Here is a 13,663-nt window from a genome sequence, read left to right on the forward strand (position 1 = left end):
GCGGTGCGGGGGCCGCGCGGGGGCCGTCACTTCCATGACCACCCCCGGCGGAGAAATGTGACAGCGGGACGGGACGGGTTCCGGATGAGCGACGACGCTGACGGCGCGGTGGCCCGCAAGCCGCCATCCTGTCCCGCGTCAGGACGTGCGGGAGTCCGTCCACTCGGCGCGCACCACCGTGGCGGTGTTCCAGACGGTGCCGGGCGCCAGGCCGGCCTGCATGCCACCCGGCTTCACCACGACGCTCTCCCTGGCGAGCGCCACCCCTGCCGCCTCGTCGATGATCAGCCGGTCCTGCAGGATCCCGTGATCGGCGTCCCGCGCGCTGACCCGGGACTCGGTCTCGATGGCGATCGCCGTACCCGATCGGCCCTGCCCGTCGGTGACCTGGCCGACGGCGGTCACGGACGGCAGCGCGGCGAGCATGCGGAAGGCGGCACCGCGCACCTTGGCGCTGACCGGCATGTCGGTGATGAGCCCCGCGGTGACCTGGAACAGCCACGCGTCCTCGGCCATGGGCCGGTCGGACTCGGTGTCCTTGCCCTCGTAGTTGCGCAGCAGCCAGGCCTTCAGCCCCGCCTCGTCGTCCGGGAGCCCGGCCAGGTCGTCGAGGGTGACGTTGCGTCCCAGCCAGAACACCTCCTTGCCGGAGTGGTGGCCGCTGTACGGCTTGCCGGCCGCGAGCGGGAACCGCCTGTCCCTCGTGCCCTTGCCCGGCATGGAGATCCGGACCTCGGCGGGGGATCCGGCGGCTTCCCACTTCGCCCTGTCGTCAGGCGTGGCGGGCTCGGCGCCGAGGTACTGGTCACGGGACCACTGACCGTTCTTGCCGACCCACATCTCGCTGCGCTGCTCCGAGGCCATCGTGTAGCCGTCGGAGGTCGTGACCAGGCTCCTGGCGAACGTCTCGGTGTGCCAGAACCGGCCCGAGGCCGGCGGCCGCCGCTCGGCGCTGGTGGCGGCGACCAGGAGCACCTGCTGGGCGGACAGCCTCACAGGGGCGCTGGAGGCGGGAGTGCTGGAGGCCGGGGTGCCGGACCCGATGGCGGCCGACGGCGGGCGCGGAGCCGTACCAGCCCCGGTGCTCGTGGCCAGGACGGCGACGGCGGTGACGCCCGCGGCGGCGCCCGCCAGGCCGAGCCCCCATGCCAGGCGGGGCTTGCGGCGGCGCCCGGTGGGCCGGTCGTGCGACATGGCGTAGGCGAGTTCGGACCGCCTGGTCCGCTCGTCGGTGGGGACGTCGCCGAGGTGGGCGGGCCGGGCGGCGCGCAGTTCCTCGATCGGGTTCATGACCACTCCTCCTTGAGGCCGAGCCGGGACACGGCGGGTGCGGGGGGCTGTTCCAGCTCGCGTCGCAGGCGCCTGCGCGCGCGGTGGAGACGGACCTTGAAGGCGGGCACCGAGCAGCCGACGACCTTGGCGGCGTCGCGGGTGGACAGTCCCTGCCAGGCGACCAGGATGAGCAGTTCGCGCTCCTCCTGGGTGAGCCCGGCCATGGCCCTGAGGACTCCGAGCCGCTCGGCCACCTGGTCGGCCACGTCGCCCGCGACCCATTCGCGCAGCTCGCGGGCGAGCCCTTCGCGCCTGGCCTCGTCCCTGATGGTGTCGCGCAGGACGTTCTTCGCGATCCCCAGCAGGTACGGCAGCGCGTTGCCCGGCACCTGGTCGAGCTTGCGCCAGGCGATGGCGAAGGTCTCGCTCACCACCTCGTCGGCGACCTGCCGCCCCGCTCTGGTGACCACGTAGGCCCACACGCGCTGCCGGCATTCGTCGTAGATGGTGGTGAACCGTTCTCGCTCATCCGTCACCGCCCAACTCCCTCATGTCTCGGGTGTGCTGACACGGAGAAGTGGTCCGGGAGGCGCGATGGTTACACGGCATAGTCCTTGAGCCTGATGGAGTTGGCGGCCTTGGTGGTCATCCGGTCGAGGAGGCCGACGAGGAGACCCGAGCTCAGGATCTTGTAGACGCGGTTGCGGCGGCGCACGTTCCTGGGCGCGAAGAACCCGCCCGCCCCGTCGGCGACCCGCTGGCAGGCCTTGGCGTAGCCGCGGATCTGCTCCTCGTAGCGGGGGAAGGCGACCGTGTGGTCGCCGCCCGCGGCGGCCAGCTCGCCGGCGAGCACGTAGGAGGCGATGAGGGACATGCCCGCGCCCATGCCGCCCATGGTGGCGCCGTATCCCGCGTCGCCGATGAGCGCGACGCGGCCGCTGGTGTAGCGGTCCATGTGGATCTGGCCGATCGCGTCGAAGTAGAAGGCGCCGGTGTCGTCGAGGTGGGACAGCAGCGTGGGCAGTTCCCAGCCCGCCCCCGCGTACGCCTCGGCCAGCAGCCGCTTCTGGGCGGCGACGTCGCGACGGTGGTAGTCGACGGCGTCCGCGGCGAACACGCACATGACCGTCAGGGTGTCCTGGTCCCGCTCGGCGGGGTAGACGAGGCAGCCGCGGCCGGGCTCGCTGTACATGAGCGACCGGCCGCTGAGCCCGAGGTGGTTGGGCGCGTCGAAGAGGGCGGCGTGGTAGCCCGACCGCTTCAGGAAGCGCGATTCGGCGCCGAAGGTGAGCCCGCGCACGTTGGAGTGCAGCCCGTCGGCGCCGATCACCAGGTCGAAGCCGCGTCTCGCGCCGCTGTCGAAGACGACGTCGACGCCGCCGGCGGTCTCGGTCATGGCGGCGACGGAGTCGCCGAACATGTACTCCGCGCGGTCCTTGGTCAGGTCGTGCAGCAGGTGCGACAGGTCGCCGCGGGCGATCTCGACGGCGCCGCCGGTGAAGGAGGCGGGCAGGCGCAGTTGTTCGGTGCCCTCGGCGTCGATGATGACCAGGGGGCCGCCCTCGGTCCTGCGGCGGCGGACCTCGTCGAGGATGCCCATGCGCTCCAGCATGGTCATGTGCGCCTCGCCCCGGAAGTCGACCGCCTGCCCGCCGTCGCGGATGGCCGGGGCGCGTTCGACGACGGTGACGTCGTGGCCGTCGCGGAGGAGCCAGTGGGCCATGGCGGGCCCGGCGAGGCCGGCGCCGGAGATCAGGACGCGCTTGGTGGTGTTCGTCATGGGGCAAGGCTCGCCGGGCCCGCTGACGGGCCGCGCACCGCTCGCGCACCGCGCGGTGACCTGACCGGCGGCGGCCGGTGCGCGGGTCGCCCGCGTCTCGCCTGCCTCCTGGACCGCCGTCAGGTTCTGCTCTCCAGGACCGCCGTCAGGTTCTGCCCGACCAGCCGCACCTCGTCGGCGGCGATCGCTCAGCTCCGCGTCATGTTCCGTCGCTATTCATGGCGAGAGTCAGCCTTTCGTAAGCTTCGCGGCATTGGTCACCCAGCTCGGCATTATTTACTTTTCGCGCGACCACGAGCAGGCTCATCACCACCCTGCCCGCCCTGATCACCACGGAGCCCACCTCCAGGCTCTGGCCGCCGCCCGTGACGGCCGTCACATAGGCGCGCGACTGGTCGCCCAGCGGCGGCAGCTCGAGCTTCCTGGTGACGTAGCTGACCCGGGCGCCCTCCACGACCGCCGCGTAGGAGGCGCACGCCGCCGGCAGCTCCCCGGGAAAGGCGGAGGGCAGGTCGACCAGCACCTGGGTGAGCGATCCTTCGTCGGAACCGTAGGCCACGACGGCGGCCGGCGCGGCGCTCACGTCGGGAAGGTCCAGGTCGAGCCGCGGCGCGCACGCGCTGCCCCGCCGTACGGCGGCCATTCCCTGCCGGGTGGCGCCGAGCGCGCCGTAGGGGCCGGTCTCGGGACCGTAGGCGACCCGCATGCCAGGCGGCGCGGGAAGGAGGGCGGCGCCGAGATCGCGGGCGGCCGCCGGGGGCCGCGCGGCACTCGGGCGAGGCTCGGGCGAGGCGGCTCCGCAGCCGGCGACCAACATGACCGCCGCACATATCCCGGAAAATGATTTCACCATGCTTTCTCCATTTCCCTGACTCCCTCCTTTCTAGGGCACCGGAAAAGGCCTGCGCGGAGTTCGGGGAATACGCGTAAAATGTTCGCCGAAATGCGCGTGCCATAGCACGGCATTTCCCGCCCCTCGTCATGATCGGGACATGGAGATCGATCGGCACAGGGCGCGCGAACTCGGCATGGGCCGGCCCATCTCGCGCCGCGACTTCTTCGACGGCGTGGCCATGGCCGTCGGAGCGGCCGCGCTGGGATCGCTGGCCGGCTGCGGGGCCGCCGCCACCCACGGCGCGATCGGCACCGACCGGCTGGAGGTCCCGCGGGAGGCGCGGTTCCCTCCGGGGCTGAGCGGGCTGCGGGGCGACACCCCGGCGGCGATGAGCGTCCCGCACGCGCTGCGCGACGGCACGTTCTGGCAGTACGCGGGCGCGCCGCGGCCCACGGGCGAGAGCTACGACCTGGTGGTGGTCGGCGGCGGCATCAGCGGCGTGAGCGCGGCCTTCGAATGGCTGAACAACGACCCGGACGCCAGCATCCTGATCCTCGACAACCACGACGAGATCGGCGGGCACGCGCGCCGCAACGAGTTCGCCCCGCGCGGGCGCTCCGGATCGCTCATCGGGTACGGCGGCTCGCAGTCCATCGAGGCGCCCTCGGCGTGGACGGCCGAGGGCCGGATCCTGCTCGCCCAGCTCGGCGTCGAGCTGCGGGCGCTGGCGTCGTCCTTCGACCGCAAGCTCTACCGCGACCTGGGGATGACCGGCGGCGTCATGTGCGACAGGGAGAGCTTCGCCACGGAACGGCTCGTCAGGCTCACCGGGGGGCTCACGCCCGAGGAGCTGGCCGCCCGGCTGCCGATGGCCGAGCCGGCCAGGAAGGACCTGGTCAGGCTCTACACGAACCCGCCCGACTACCTGGCGGGCCTGTCGAGGGAGGAGAAGGAGGAGCGCCTGGCCGCCCTCACCTACTCCCGCTACCTCCTCGAGGTCGCCGGGGTCCATCCGGACGTGGAGCGGTTCTGCCGGACCATGTCGTGCGACGAATGGGCCTACGACACCACCGTCTTCGGCGCGATCGACGCCTGGGGCAGCGCGGACGGCTGGGACTACCCCGGCTTCCAGGGCCTCGGGCTCGACCGCGGCAAGCCGTCCAGGTTCAACTCGCCGAGCGTGGTCAAGGCGTGGGGCGCCGAGGACCCGGCCGTCCACCACTTCCCCGAAGGCAACCAGGCGCTCGTGCGGATGATGGTCGGCAGGATGATCCCCGGCTTCGCCACCGCGACGGACATGGACGGGATCACCACGGCCACCTTCGACTACGGCAGGCTCGACCTGGCGGCCAACCGGGTGCGCTTCCGGCTGTCCAGCCCCGTGGTCTCCGTCGCCAACGACGGCGACGCCCGCACCGCCGCCGGCGCGACGGTCGGCTACTTCGACGGCACGGCGGTCAGGACCGTCCGCGCCGGCGCGGTGATCATGGCCTGCTGGAACGCGGTGATCCCCTACATCGTCAGGGACCTGCCCGCCGACCAGCGCGCCGCGCTGCGCGAGGCGGTGAAGATGCCGCTGCTGTACGCCACGGTCCAGCTGCGCGACTGGACGGCATGGCAGCGCGTGGGCGTCCACCACGCGCGCTGGACCGGCGCCTACTGGTGCGTCTCGGAGCTGGACCACCCGGTCAGCACGCCGGGCTACGCCTGCCCGAGGGATCCCGGCGAGCCGATCAACGTCCACCTCGTCGCCACCCCGGCACGCTCCGGCATGGCGCCCGCCCACGCCGCGGTCGCCGGGAGGCACGCCCTGCTCAAGACACCCTTCAGCTACCTGGAGTACACCGTCCGCGACCAGCTGGCCCGGCTCCTCGGCTCCGGCGGCTTCGACCCCGCCCGTGACATCGAGGCGATCACCGTCAACAGGTGGGGCCACGGTTACGCGCCTGAGTACTGCCGGCCGTGGAACGCCTTCCATCCCGACGGGCCCTTCCCCGCCGAGACGGCGCGCAGGCGGTTCGGCAGGATCGCCATCGCCAACTCCGACTCCGTTCCCGCGGCCTACGCCGACGCGGCGATCACCGCCGCGCACCGCGCCGTGGGGGAGCTGCTGGTGTGAGGACGTGGGCTGCGCGTTTCGCAGCCGGGTTCGCCCGGCGTCGTCACCCCGCCGCTCTGGCTGCGCGCTACCGCACGGGCCGCCGCAGGGCCGTGAACGCCCAGGACATCCGGGGCTCGACCGCCCAGCCGAAGGCCGCGCGGACCGGTGGCGTGCACAGCACGGTCGCCACGACCACGCCGAGCGCGATCGACAGCGGCACCCCGAGGTCCAGGCGTTCGGCCACCTTCACCACGAACCCGTGCAGCAGGTAGGCGTACATGGTGGCCGCCCCGAGGCCCGAGAACCAGGTACGGCCCCGGGGGGTGACCGCCATGAACGCCGCCACCAGCACCGCTCCCGCCGCCAGCATCCCGAGCCTGATCAGGCTGCCGGTGACGTCGTCCACGCCGATCGCGGTGTTGGCGTGGCGCCACCTGATCCACTCGGTGGGCACGACGTCGTGCAGGAGCAGCGCGGCCGCCAGCCCGGCCGCGAGCGTCACCGCTCCGACGATCCTCATGGACGGCCTGCGCAGCAGCTCGACGTGTTCGGGCCTGAGCATGAGGCCGAGCACGTAGAACGGCAGCAGGCCCAGGGTGCGGTTCATCGACAGCTCGTCGGGCAGCGCGCTCGTGCCCGACAGCAGCGACAGGCCGAGCGCGACGGCCAGCGGCCGGCGCAGCTGCTGCCAGACCGGCGTGGACAGCCGCCAGAGGAAGAGCGACATCAGGAACCACGTCAGGTAGTACGGGTCGAGCAGGCTGAGCTCCAGCTTGCCGTACAGCAGCAGCCTGGGCACCGCGTAGGCCAGCTCGAACAGCACGTACGGCACCGCGAGCGTGGCGATCAGCTTGCGCGCCTTACCCGACGAAAAGGTGAAATTTCGTGACAAATAGCCGCTCAGGGTGATGAAGAGCGGCATGTGGAAGACGTAGACGTAGAAGTACAGCGCGTGGGCGATCGGGTCGTCGCGCAGGTCCTCGATCATGTGCCCGCAGACGACGAGCACGATGGCCAGGTACTTGGCGTTGTCGAAGTACGGATCCCTGTCGCTCACAGCCCACGGACCCTAGCCAGGCCACGGCGAACTCCGGGTGTCCGGCGACCGAACCCTTGTCGGCGGAACGACTTCGGGAAGAGCTGTCAGCGACCGGATCCGGAGCGTGACGCGAAAGCACAGGTCAGGGACGGCCGGCACGGATACCGGCCCAGCGGAATCCGGCGTCGGCCCCGATAATCACACTAATCATCAGGTTCCTCCACTGCGCCACCACCATAATCGGTGCTAGTCTCCTGTGCGATCTTCCGAGGCATATTTACACAAAGCGTGGAAATCGCCGCGGTACTCCGAGGTTGGGACATGGGCTCGAGAAACCGGTCGATTCGGTTCAAGATCTTTCTGTTGCTGCTCCTGCCGCTCCTGTCCCTGAGCGCGCTCTGGGGCTTCGTCCTCAACCTGACCGTGAGCGACGGCCAGGCCCTCCTCCGCGCCAACACGCTCTACGAGACCATCGGCGTCACCTCCACCGAGCTCGGGCTCCAGCTCCAGGCCGAACGGGCCGCCTCCGCCACCGCGCCGGCCAGACGCGGCCGGGAGCTCAGCGCCCAGCGCGAGCGCACCGACACCGCGCTGGCCGCCTTCACCACGGCCGTCGCCGCCACCGACGACGACAAGCTGCGCCAGCCGCTGCGCGACACCGCCGGCGAGCTGGCCAGGCTCGACTCCATCCGCGCCGCGCACGACGCCGGGCTGGAGACCCGCCTCCACACCATCAACGCCTACAACCACCTGCTCGACACGCTGTTCCGCCTCTACGAGCAGCTGACCGCGGTCCCCGACCTGCCGATCTTCCAGCAGGCCGCCGCGCTGCAGGCGATGAGCAACGCCCGCGAGATCATCGCCAGGGAGAGCGCGCTGGTCGGCGCCGTCCTGGCCAACGGCAAGATGGCCGAGGCCGAGGCGGCCGCCTTCACCGAGTACGTCGCCACCCGCACGTTCCTGCACACCCGCGCGCTGGCGACCCTCGACACCGAGCTGCGCGCCCCCTACGACCGCTTCTTCTCCGGCCCCGGCTACTCCAGGTTCGCGCGGGCCGAGTCGCGGATCGCGATCACCGGCGCGGCGCCGCCCGACCCCGAGCAGTGGACGGAACCGGTCGCCGAGGTCACCAAGCAGCTCGACAAGCTCGGCGCCGCCTCCGCCCGGATCCTGGCCGAGCGGTCGGCGGACGTCTCGACCACCGTCATGGTCCGCATCGCCGTCGCGGGCGGCGTCGGCCTGCTCGCCGTCATCGCCTCGATCATCATCTCCGTGAGGTTCGGCCGCCGCCTGTCCTCCGAGCTCGCCGGGCTCAGGTCGGCGGCGCTCGACCTGGCGGAGGTACGGCTGCCGCGCCTGGTCGCCCGGCTGCGCGCGGGCGAGGAGGTCAACGTCAGGAAGGAGGCGCCGCCGTTCAAGGTCAGCGGGGCCGCCGAGATCCTCGACGTGGCCAAGGCGTTCGCCTCCGTGCAGCGCACCGCCGTCGAGGCCGCGGTCGGCCAGGCGAACCTGCGGCACGGCATCAGCCAGGTCTTCCTCAACCTCGCCCGGCGCAAGCAGGGCCTGCTCCACCGCCAGCTCGGCCTCCTGGACGGCATGCAGCGCCGTACGGACGACGCCGACGAGCTGGAGGACCTCTTCCGCCTCGACCACCTGACCACCCGCATGCGGCGGCACGCCGAGGGCCTGATCATCCTGTCGGGGTCGGCGCCCGGACGGGTGTGGCACGAGCCGGTGCCCGCCCTCGACGTGGTCAGGGCCGCCGTCGCCGAGGTCGAGGACTACACCAGGATCGCCGTGGAGCACATGCCACGGGCCGCGGTCGACGGCGCCGCCGCCGCCGACATGGTGCACCTGGTGGCCGAGCTGCTGGAGAACGCCACCATCTACTCGCCGCCCAACACCACCGTGCAGGTGCGCGGCGACTCCGTCAGCAACGGTTACGTGATCGAGATCGAGGACAGGGGGCTCGGGCTCTCTCCCGAGGAGTACGCCCGGCTGAACGGCCTGCTCCTCAACCCGCCCGAGTTCGACCTGGCCGACAGCGACAGGCTCGGGCTGTTCGTGGTGGCCAGGCTCGCGGCCAGGCACGGCGTGAACGTGTTGGTCCGGGCCTCGCCGTTCGGCGGGACGACCGCTATCGTGCTGATCCCGCGCGGTCTGCTGGTGGAGCGGTCCGCCCTGCCTCCGGCCGAGCCGCCCAAGCGCGACAGGAAGCCCCTCGCGCTGGTCGGCGGCACGACCGCGACCCACAAGGGTCTGCCGAGGCGGGTCAAGCAGGCCAACCTGGCACCGCAATTGAAGGCCCCCGAGCCAGAGCCAGAGACACACCCGGAAAGATCGCCAGACGAGGTACGCGACCTGTTCTCCGCCTTCCAGCGGGGCACCGAGCGCGGCCGAGAAGTAGAAGCCCAGGAGGGGGACCTATGACGACACCCACTGCGAACACCGGCGAGCTGAACTGGCTCCTCGACGATCTCACGACCAGGGTGGGCGCCGTCAGACAGGCGGTGATCCTGTCCACCGACGGCCTGGCCGTCGGCTACTCGAAGGGGCTGTCCCGTGAGGACGCCGAGCACCTGTCGGCCGTCGCGGCCGGGTTCCAGAGCCTGGCTCGCGGCGCCGGGCGGCACTTCGGCGGCGGCGACGTGCGCCAGACCATCGTGGAGATGGAGGCGGCGTTCCTGTTCGTCACGGCGGCGGGGCAGGGCACCTGTCTCGCCGTCCTGGCCAACGCCGACGCCGACGTCGGCCACATCGCCTACGAGATGGCGATGCTGGTCAAGCGGGTCGGCCAGCACCTGTCGACTAATCCCCGTGTGCCATGAGCCAGTGGATGGACGAGGAGGCCGGACCCTTCGTCCGGCCGTATGCTCTGATCCGGGGTAGAACCCGCTCGTCAGGCGCTAACCTCGACCTGATCACGCTGGTGACCGCGACGGACCCCGCCTCAGGCGAGGGGCCCGTCGCGGGGCTCGGGCCCGAACAGGAGGCGATCCTGCGCGCGGCCCACACCCCCATCTCGGTGGCCGACGTGGCCGCCGAGCTCGACCTGCCGGTCGGCGTCGTCCGGGTCTTACTCGGCGACCTGCGCGACAACGGCCTCATCTCGGTGGCCGCCTCGGCAGGGCCACGTCCGAGTGAGCGCATTCTCAAGGAAGTGATCAATGGACTCCGGGCTCTCTGAGGACCCCGTTGCGCTGAAGATCCTCATCGCCGGCGGATTCGGCGTGGGGAAGACCACGCTGGTCGGCGCCATCAGCGAGATCAAGCCGCTGCGCACCGAAGAGGTACTGTCCGACGTCGGCGTCGGCATCGACGACCTCGAGGGCGTGGAGGGCAAGACCACCACCACGGTCGCCATGGACTTCGGCCGGATCACCATCCGCGAGGGCCTGGTCGTCTACCTGTTCGGCACCCCCGGGCAGGAGCGCTTCTGGTTCATGTGGGACGAGCTGTCCTACGGCGCGCTCGGCGCGGTCGTGATCGCCGACACCCGGCGGCTGACCGACTGCTTCCCCTCCATCGACTACTTCGAGCAGCGCGGCACGCCGTTCGTGGTCGCCGTCAACTGCTTCGACGGCACGGCCACCCACAGCGTCGAGGACGTGCGGATCGCGCTGGACCTGGACGACGACGTGCCGGTGCTGCTGTGCGACGTGCGCAGGCGCGCCTCGGCCAAGGAGGTCATGATCTCGCTGGTCGAGCACTCCCTGAAGACGCTCACAGCGCCCGGAGCCCGTTGATCACCTCACGCAGCAGGCTCTCCGTGGGAGAGGCGGCCGCCGGCACCGGCGGCCGCACCAGAATGAGCCCGTGATCGAGCAGGTCCCCCAGCAGTACCCGCACCACGCCCACCGGCAGCCCCGTCTCGGACGCGACCTCGACCACCGGTCCCGTACGGCTCCGCGCCACGCACTCGAGCAGCCGCCGGTGCTGCGAACCCAGATGGGCCTGCGAGGGCACCGGCCTGCCCGTCGAGGTGACCACGGCGAGCAGGTCGAGCGACGACGACGAGGGCCTGGTGCGCCCCCTGGTCATCGCGTAGGGCCTGACGACGGGCCCCGCGTCCTCGTCCACCCACTCCATCTCGGCCCCCCTGCCGTGATCGTCGATTGCCTCGCTCGGCTCGGTCATGACCCATCCTGTCCGCTGTCCTGACGACCGCGCTGCCACCCCGACTGCAAGGACGACAGCAACGCCCTGGTCTCCTCGGGAGAGCGCTCGTCGGCCTGCTGTTCTTCGGGCGGGGGGCTGGGTTGCGCCAGACGGGGCGGCAGGTTGGCCTGCCTGGTCCGGCGGGGAAGCACGTCGGGAACCTCGTCAAGGCCGGCCTGCCGCGTCCGGCCGGGAAGCACGGCGGGAGCGTCGTCGAGATTGGCCTGCCTGGTCCGGCGGGGAAGCACGTCGGGAACCTCATCGAGGCCGGCCTGCCGCGTCCGGCCGGAAAGCGCCGCGGGAGCCTCCTCGACGGGCTCGGTGAGCACCGGAGCGGCCAGCGGCCGCACCTTGACGGCCTCGAAGGGGCCCCGGGGCTGGGCGTCCTCGAACGGCCCCCTGACGGCGGGCTCGGGCGCCGGCACGTCGATCCGTTCGACGCTGACGTCCACCCTGCGGGAGGTCCGCGTCCTACGCGGCAGGTCGGCCGCGCCGTCCTTCTTGATCGGGCGCACCCTGTCCTGGATCGCGGGGCCGTTCACCGGCTTGAGCGGCTCGATGAGCGCGCTCGGGACGAGCACGACCGCCGTCGTCCCCCCGTACGGCGACTGCTTCAGGGTCACGCTGATCCCGTGCCGGGCGGCGAGCATGCCGACGACGGCGAAGCCGAGCCGCTCGGTCTGCGAGGCGTCGAACTCCTGCGGGCCCGCGAGACGGTCGTTGATCGCCTGCCGGTCCCGGACGGACAGGCCGAGCCCGCGGTCCTCGATCTCGATCGCGTACCCCTTGGCCACCAGCTCGCCCCTGATCGACACCTCGTTCTCCGGCGAGGAGAAGACGGTCGCGTTCTCGATGAGCTCGGCGAACAGGTGCATGAGGTCGGCCACGGCGCCGCCGGAGACGCCCTGTTCGGGCATCGGGTAGACGCGGACCCTGGTGTAGTCCTCGACCTGGGCGGCGGCGCCGTTCAGCACGTCCTCGACGGGGATGGTGCCGCGCCACTTGCGGCCTGCCGTACCGCCGGACAGCAGCACCAGGCCCTCGGCGTGGCGGCGCATGCGGGTGGTGAGGTGGTCGAGCTTGAACAGGCTCTCCAGCGCCTCCGGGTCCTCGGCTTCGCGCTGCATGCCGTCCAGGAGCTTGAGCTGGCGCTGGAGCAGCCCCTGGCTGCGGCGGGCGAGGTTGCGCAGCGCCAGCGCGACGCCCTCCCGCAGCCTGGCCTGCTCGACCGCGGCGTGGACGGCGGTGCTCTGCACGCTGTCGAACGCCATGGCCAGGTCCTTGATCTCGCTGGTGGCGCGGGGCGCGACGACGATGGGCGGCGCCTCGGCCGCCACGTCCACGCTCTCGCCGCCGCGCAGCCGCGCGACCACGCCCGGCAGCCTGATCTCGGCCAGCTCCAGCGCGGTACGGCGGAGCGTGGCCAGCTCGCCGGTCACGACGCGGCCGACCCTGATGGAGATGAAGATCGAGAAGCCGACCGCGATGAGGCCGAGCACGCCGGCGACGGCCGCGCGCACCAGGATGGCCATGCCCGCGGGCTGCATCCTGCTCAGCAGGAGGGAGCCGGTGTCCCAGGTGCCCTGCTGGAAGGTCTTCAGCACGGGGTCGGCCGAGCCGCGCCAGTCGGCGACGTCGGCCCTGCCGCCCGCCAGTATCGAGGTGATCGCGCCCTGCAGGACGAGGTACTGGGGCGAGCCCGCCAGCGTGTCGAACGGGCGGCGCAGCTCGCCGTCCAGTTCGGTCCGCGCCTTGTCGAACTGCAGGACGCGGGCGCCCTCCAGCCTGGCCAGCAGCTCGCGGTCGCCGGGCATGATGGCGCCGCGCGAGGCGACGACGAGCGTGTGCTGGCGGTGCAGCAGCTCGCGCGCCTGCTCGGCCGCGATCAGGCCGCCGGCCTGCTGGTAGAGCGTGATGTCGGTGCTGAGGGCGAAGGTGCCGTAGAGACGGTAGATCGCGTCGGAGATCGCGGCGTAGTCGGTCACCAGCCGGGAGGGGGCCAGCAGGCCCTCGTCGGCCAGCCGGCGGATCTCCTCCAGCCGTTCGATCTGCGCGAAGACCACTCTGAGCTGGGCCTTCATGTCGGGAGAGAGGACGGCCTGCGTCTCGTCGGCGTTCGCGCCGGCGGCGAGCACCCTGCGCGCCTTGTCGGTCTCGGTGCGTGCGGCGGCCAGCGCGCTGGGGCCGGACGCGCTGCGCGCCAGCTTCTCCGCGGTGGCCAGCCGTTCGCGCTGGAGGTTGTACACCATGCCGTCGGCGCCGTTGATGACGCCGCTCCAGATGGTGTCGACCTTCAGGAGGTTCATCGCCTCACCGGCGGTGGTGCTGGCCGCGAATCCCCAGAGCGCGATGAGAGACACCAGGGGGACGACGAGCAGGGTAGCGATCTTGAATCGTATGGATCTGCTCGATGCCATGACACCCGCTCCCGTAGAGAGATCGCGGGAGAGAATAGCACCGAGCTTAGGAGAAAATCTT

Annotated in this window: 12 protein-coding genes; 5 read left to right on the top strand and 7 right to left on the bottom strand. The window is 71.6% G+C overall.

Annotated features, from left to right (window positions below; all coding sequences use genetic code 11):
- Nucleotides 1–138: 138 nt before the first annotated feature.
- From ACWENQ_RS06160 to ACWENQ_RS06175, 4 genes are all read right to left on the bottom strand, one after another.
- Nucleotides 139–1,290: a CU044_5270 family protein gene (locus ACWENQ_RS06160; RefSeq protein ID WP_452413042.1), complete on the bottom strand. Its 1,152-nt coding sequence runs from the start codon at nucleotides 1,288–1,290 to the stop codon at nucleotides 139–141.
- The gene (locus tag ACWENQ_RS06165) at nucleotides 1,287–1,808 is read right to left on the bottom strand and encodes an RNA polymerase sigma factor (RefSeq protein WP_354920417.1); all 522 of its coding nucleotides are present in this window, start codon (nucleotides 1,806–1,808) and stop codon (nucleotides 1,287–1,289) included. The genes ACWENQ_RS06160 and ACWENQ_RS06165 overlap by 4 nt, the downstream gene beginning before the upstream one ends.
- Nucleotides 1,809–1,870: 62 nt before the next feature.
- Nucleotides 1,871–3,052 (bottom strand): FAD-dependent monooxygenase, encoded by a 1,182-nt coding sequence (locus tag ACWENQ_RS06170; protein WP_452413043.1) that lies wholly within the window; start codon nucleotides 3,050–3,052, stop codon nucleotides 1,871–1,873.
- 199 nt (nucleotides 3,053–3,251) lie between these two features.
- Nucleotides 3,252–3,869 carry a hypothetical protein gene (locus ACWENQ_RS06175; RefSeq protein ID WP_452413044.1) on the bottom strand — a complete coding sequence of 206 codons (618 nt, stop codon included), beginning with the start codon at nucleotides 3,867–3,869 and terminating at the stop codon, nucleotides 3,252–3,254.
- A gap of 175 nt (nucleotides 3,870–4,044) precedes the next feature.
- Between ACWENQ_RS06175 and ACWENQ_RS06180 the strand changes: the two genes are divergently transcribed.
- Nucleotides 4,045–6,006: an NAD(P)-binding protein gene (locus tag ACWENQ_RS06180; protein WP_452413045.1), complete on the top strand. Its 1,962-nt coding sequence runs from the start codon at nucleotides 4,045–4,047 to the stop codon at nucleotides 6,004–6,006.
- Nucleotides 6,007–6,073: 67 nt separating this feature from the next.
- Here the strand turns inward: ACWENQ_RS06180 and ACWENQ_RS06185 are convergent, their stop codons facing one another.
- On the bottom strand, nucleotides 6,074–7,045 hold the full coding sequence (locus tag ACWENQ_RS06185; protein ID WP_452413046.1) for an acyltransferase family protein: 972 nt from the start codon (nucleotides 7,043–7,045) through the stop codon (nucleotides 6,074–6,076).
- 345 nt (nucleotides 7,046–7,390) lie between these two features.
- On the opposite strand from ACWENQ_RS06185, the gene ACWENQ_RS06190 reads away from it, so the two are divergent.
- The 4 genes from ACWENQ_RS06190 to ACWENQ_RS06205 are packed head-to-tail and all read left to right on the top strand — an operon-like array spanning nucleotide 7,391 to nucleotide 10,773.
- Entirely contained in the window at nucleotides 7,391–9,457 is a 2,067-nt protein-coding gene (locus ACWENQ_RS06190; protein WP_449915647.1) for a sensor histidine kinase, read from the top strand.
- Entirely contained in the window at nucleotides 9,454–9,855 is a 402-nt protein-coding gene (locus ACWENQ_RS06195; RefSeq protein WP_354920435.1) for a roadblock/LC7 domain-containing protein, read from the top strand. Before ACWENQ_RS06190 ends, ACWENQ_RS06195 begins: the two co-directional genes overlap by 4 nt.
- A gap of 8 nt (nucleotides 9,856–9,863) precedes the next feature.
- Nucleotides 9,864–10,214: a DUF742 domain-containing protein gene (locus ACWENQ_RS06200; RefSeq protein WP_452413047.1), complete on the top strand. Its 351-nt coding sequence runs from the start codon at nucleotides 9,864–9,866 to the stop codon at nucleotides 10,212–10,214.
- On the top strand, nucleotides 10,195–10,773 hold the full coding sequence (locus ACWENQ_RS06205; protein WP_354920441.1) for a GTP-binding protein: 579 nt from the start codon (nucleotides 10,195–10,197) through the stop codon (nucleotides 10,771–10,773). The genes ACWENQ_RS06200 and ACWENQ_RS06205 overlap by 20 nt, the downstream gene beginning before the upstream one ends.
- Here ACWENQ_RS06205 and ACWENQ_RS06210 read toward each other — a convergent pair.
- Nucleotides 10,751–11,164 carry a DUF742 domain-containing protein gene (locus tag ACWENQ_RS06210; RefSeq protein WP_449915652.1) on the bottom strand — a complete coding sequence of 138 codons (414 nt, stop codon included), beginning with the start codon at nucleotides 11,162–11,164 and terminating at the stop codon, nucleotides 10,751–10,753. The genes ACWENQ_RS06205 and ACWENQ_RS06210 overlap by 23 nt on opposite strands.
- Entirely contained in the window at nucleotides 11,161–13,602 is a 2,442-nt protein-coding gene (locus ACWENQ_RS06215) for a nitrate- and nitrite sensing domain-containing protein (RefSeq protein ID WP_452413048.1), read from the bottom strand. Before ACWENQ_RS06215 ends, ACWENQ_RS06210 begins: the two co-directional genes overlap by 4 nt.
- Nucleotides 13,603–13,663: the final 61 nt, after the last annotated feature.

Source organism: Nonomuraea sp. NPDC004354 (assembly GCF_053602555.1).

Excerpts from the sequence above, each read along its gene's own strand:
- ACWENQ_RS06180 (WP_452413045.1), top strand. The coding sequence starts at position 4,045 with ATGGAGATCGATCGGCACAGGGCGCGCGAACTCGGCATGGGCCGGCCC.
- ACWENQ_RS06170 (WP_452413043.1), bottom strand. The coding sequence starts at position 3,052 with ATGACGAACACCACCAAGCGCGTCCTGATCTCCGGCGCCGGCCTCGCC.
- ACWENQ_RS06175 (WP_452413044.1), bottom strand. The coding sequence starts at position 3,869 with ATGTTGGTCGCCGGCTGCGGAGCCGCCTCGCCCGAGCCTCGCCCGAGT.
- ACWENQ_RS06210 (WP_449915652.1), bottom strand. The coding sequence starts at position 11,164 with ATGACCGAGCCGAGCGAGGCAATCGACGATCACGGCAGGGGGGCCGAG.
- ACWENQ_RS06160 (WP_452413042.1), bottom strand. The coding sequence starts at position 1,290 with ATGAACCCGATCGAGGAACTGCGCGCCGCCCGGCCCGCCCACCTCGGC.
- ACWENQ_RS06205 (WP_354920441.1), top strand. The coding sequence starts at position 10,195 with ATGGACTCCGGGCTCTCTGAGGACCCCGTTGCGCTGAAGATCCTCATC.
- ACWENQ_RS06195 (WP_354920435.1), top strand. The coding sequence starts at position 9,454 with ATGACGACACCCACTGCGAACACCGGCGAGCTGAACTGGCTCCTCGAC.
- ACWENQ_RS06215 (WP_452413048.1), bottom strand. The coding sequence starts at position 13,602 with ATGGCATCGAGCAGATCCATACGATTCAAGATCGCTACCCTGCTCGTC.
- ACWENQ_RS06200 (WP_452413047.1), top strand. The coding sequence starts at position 9,864 with ATGGACGAGGAGGCCGGACCCTTCGTCCGGCCGTATGCTCTGATCCGG.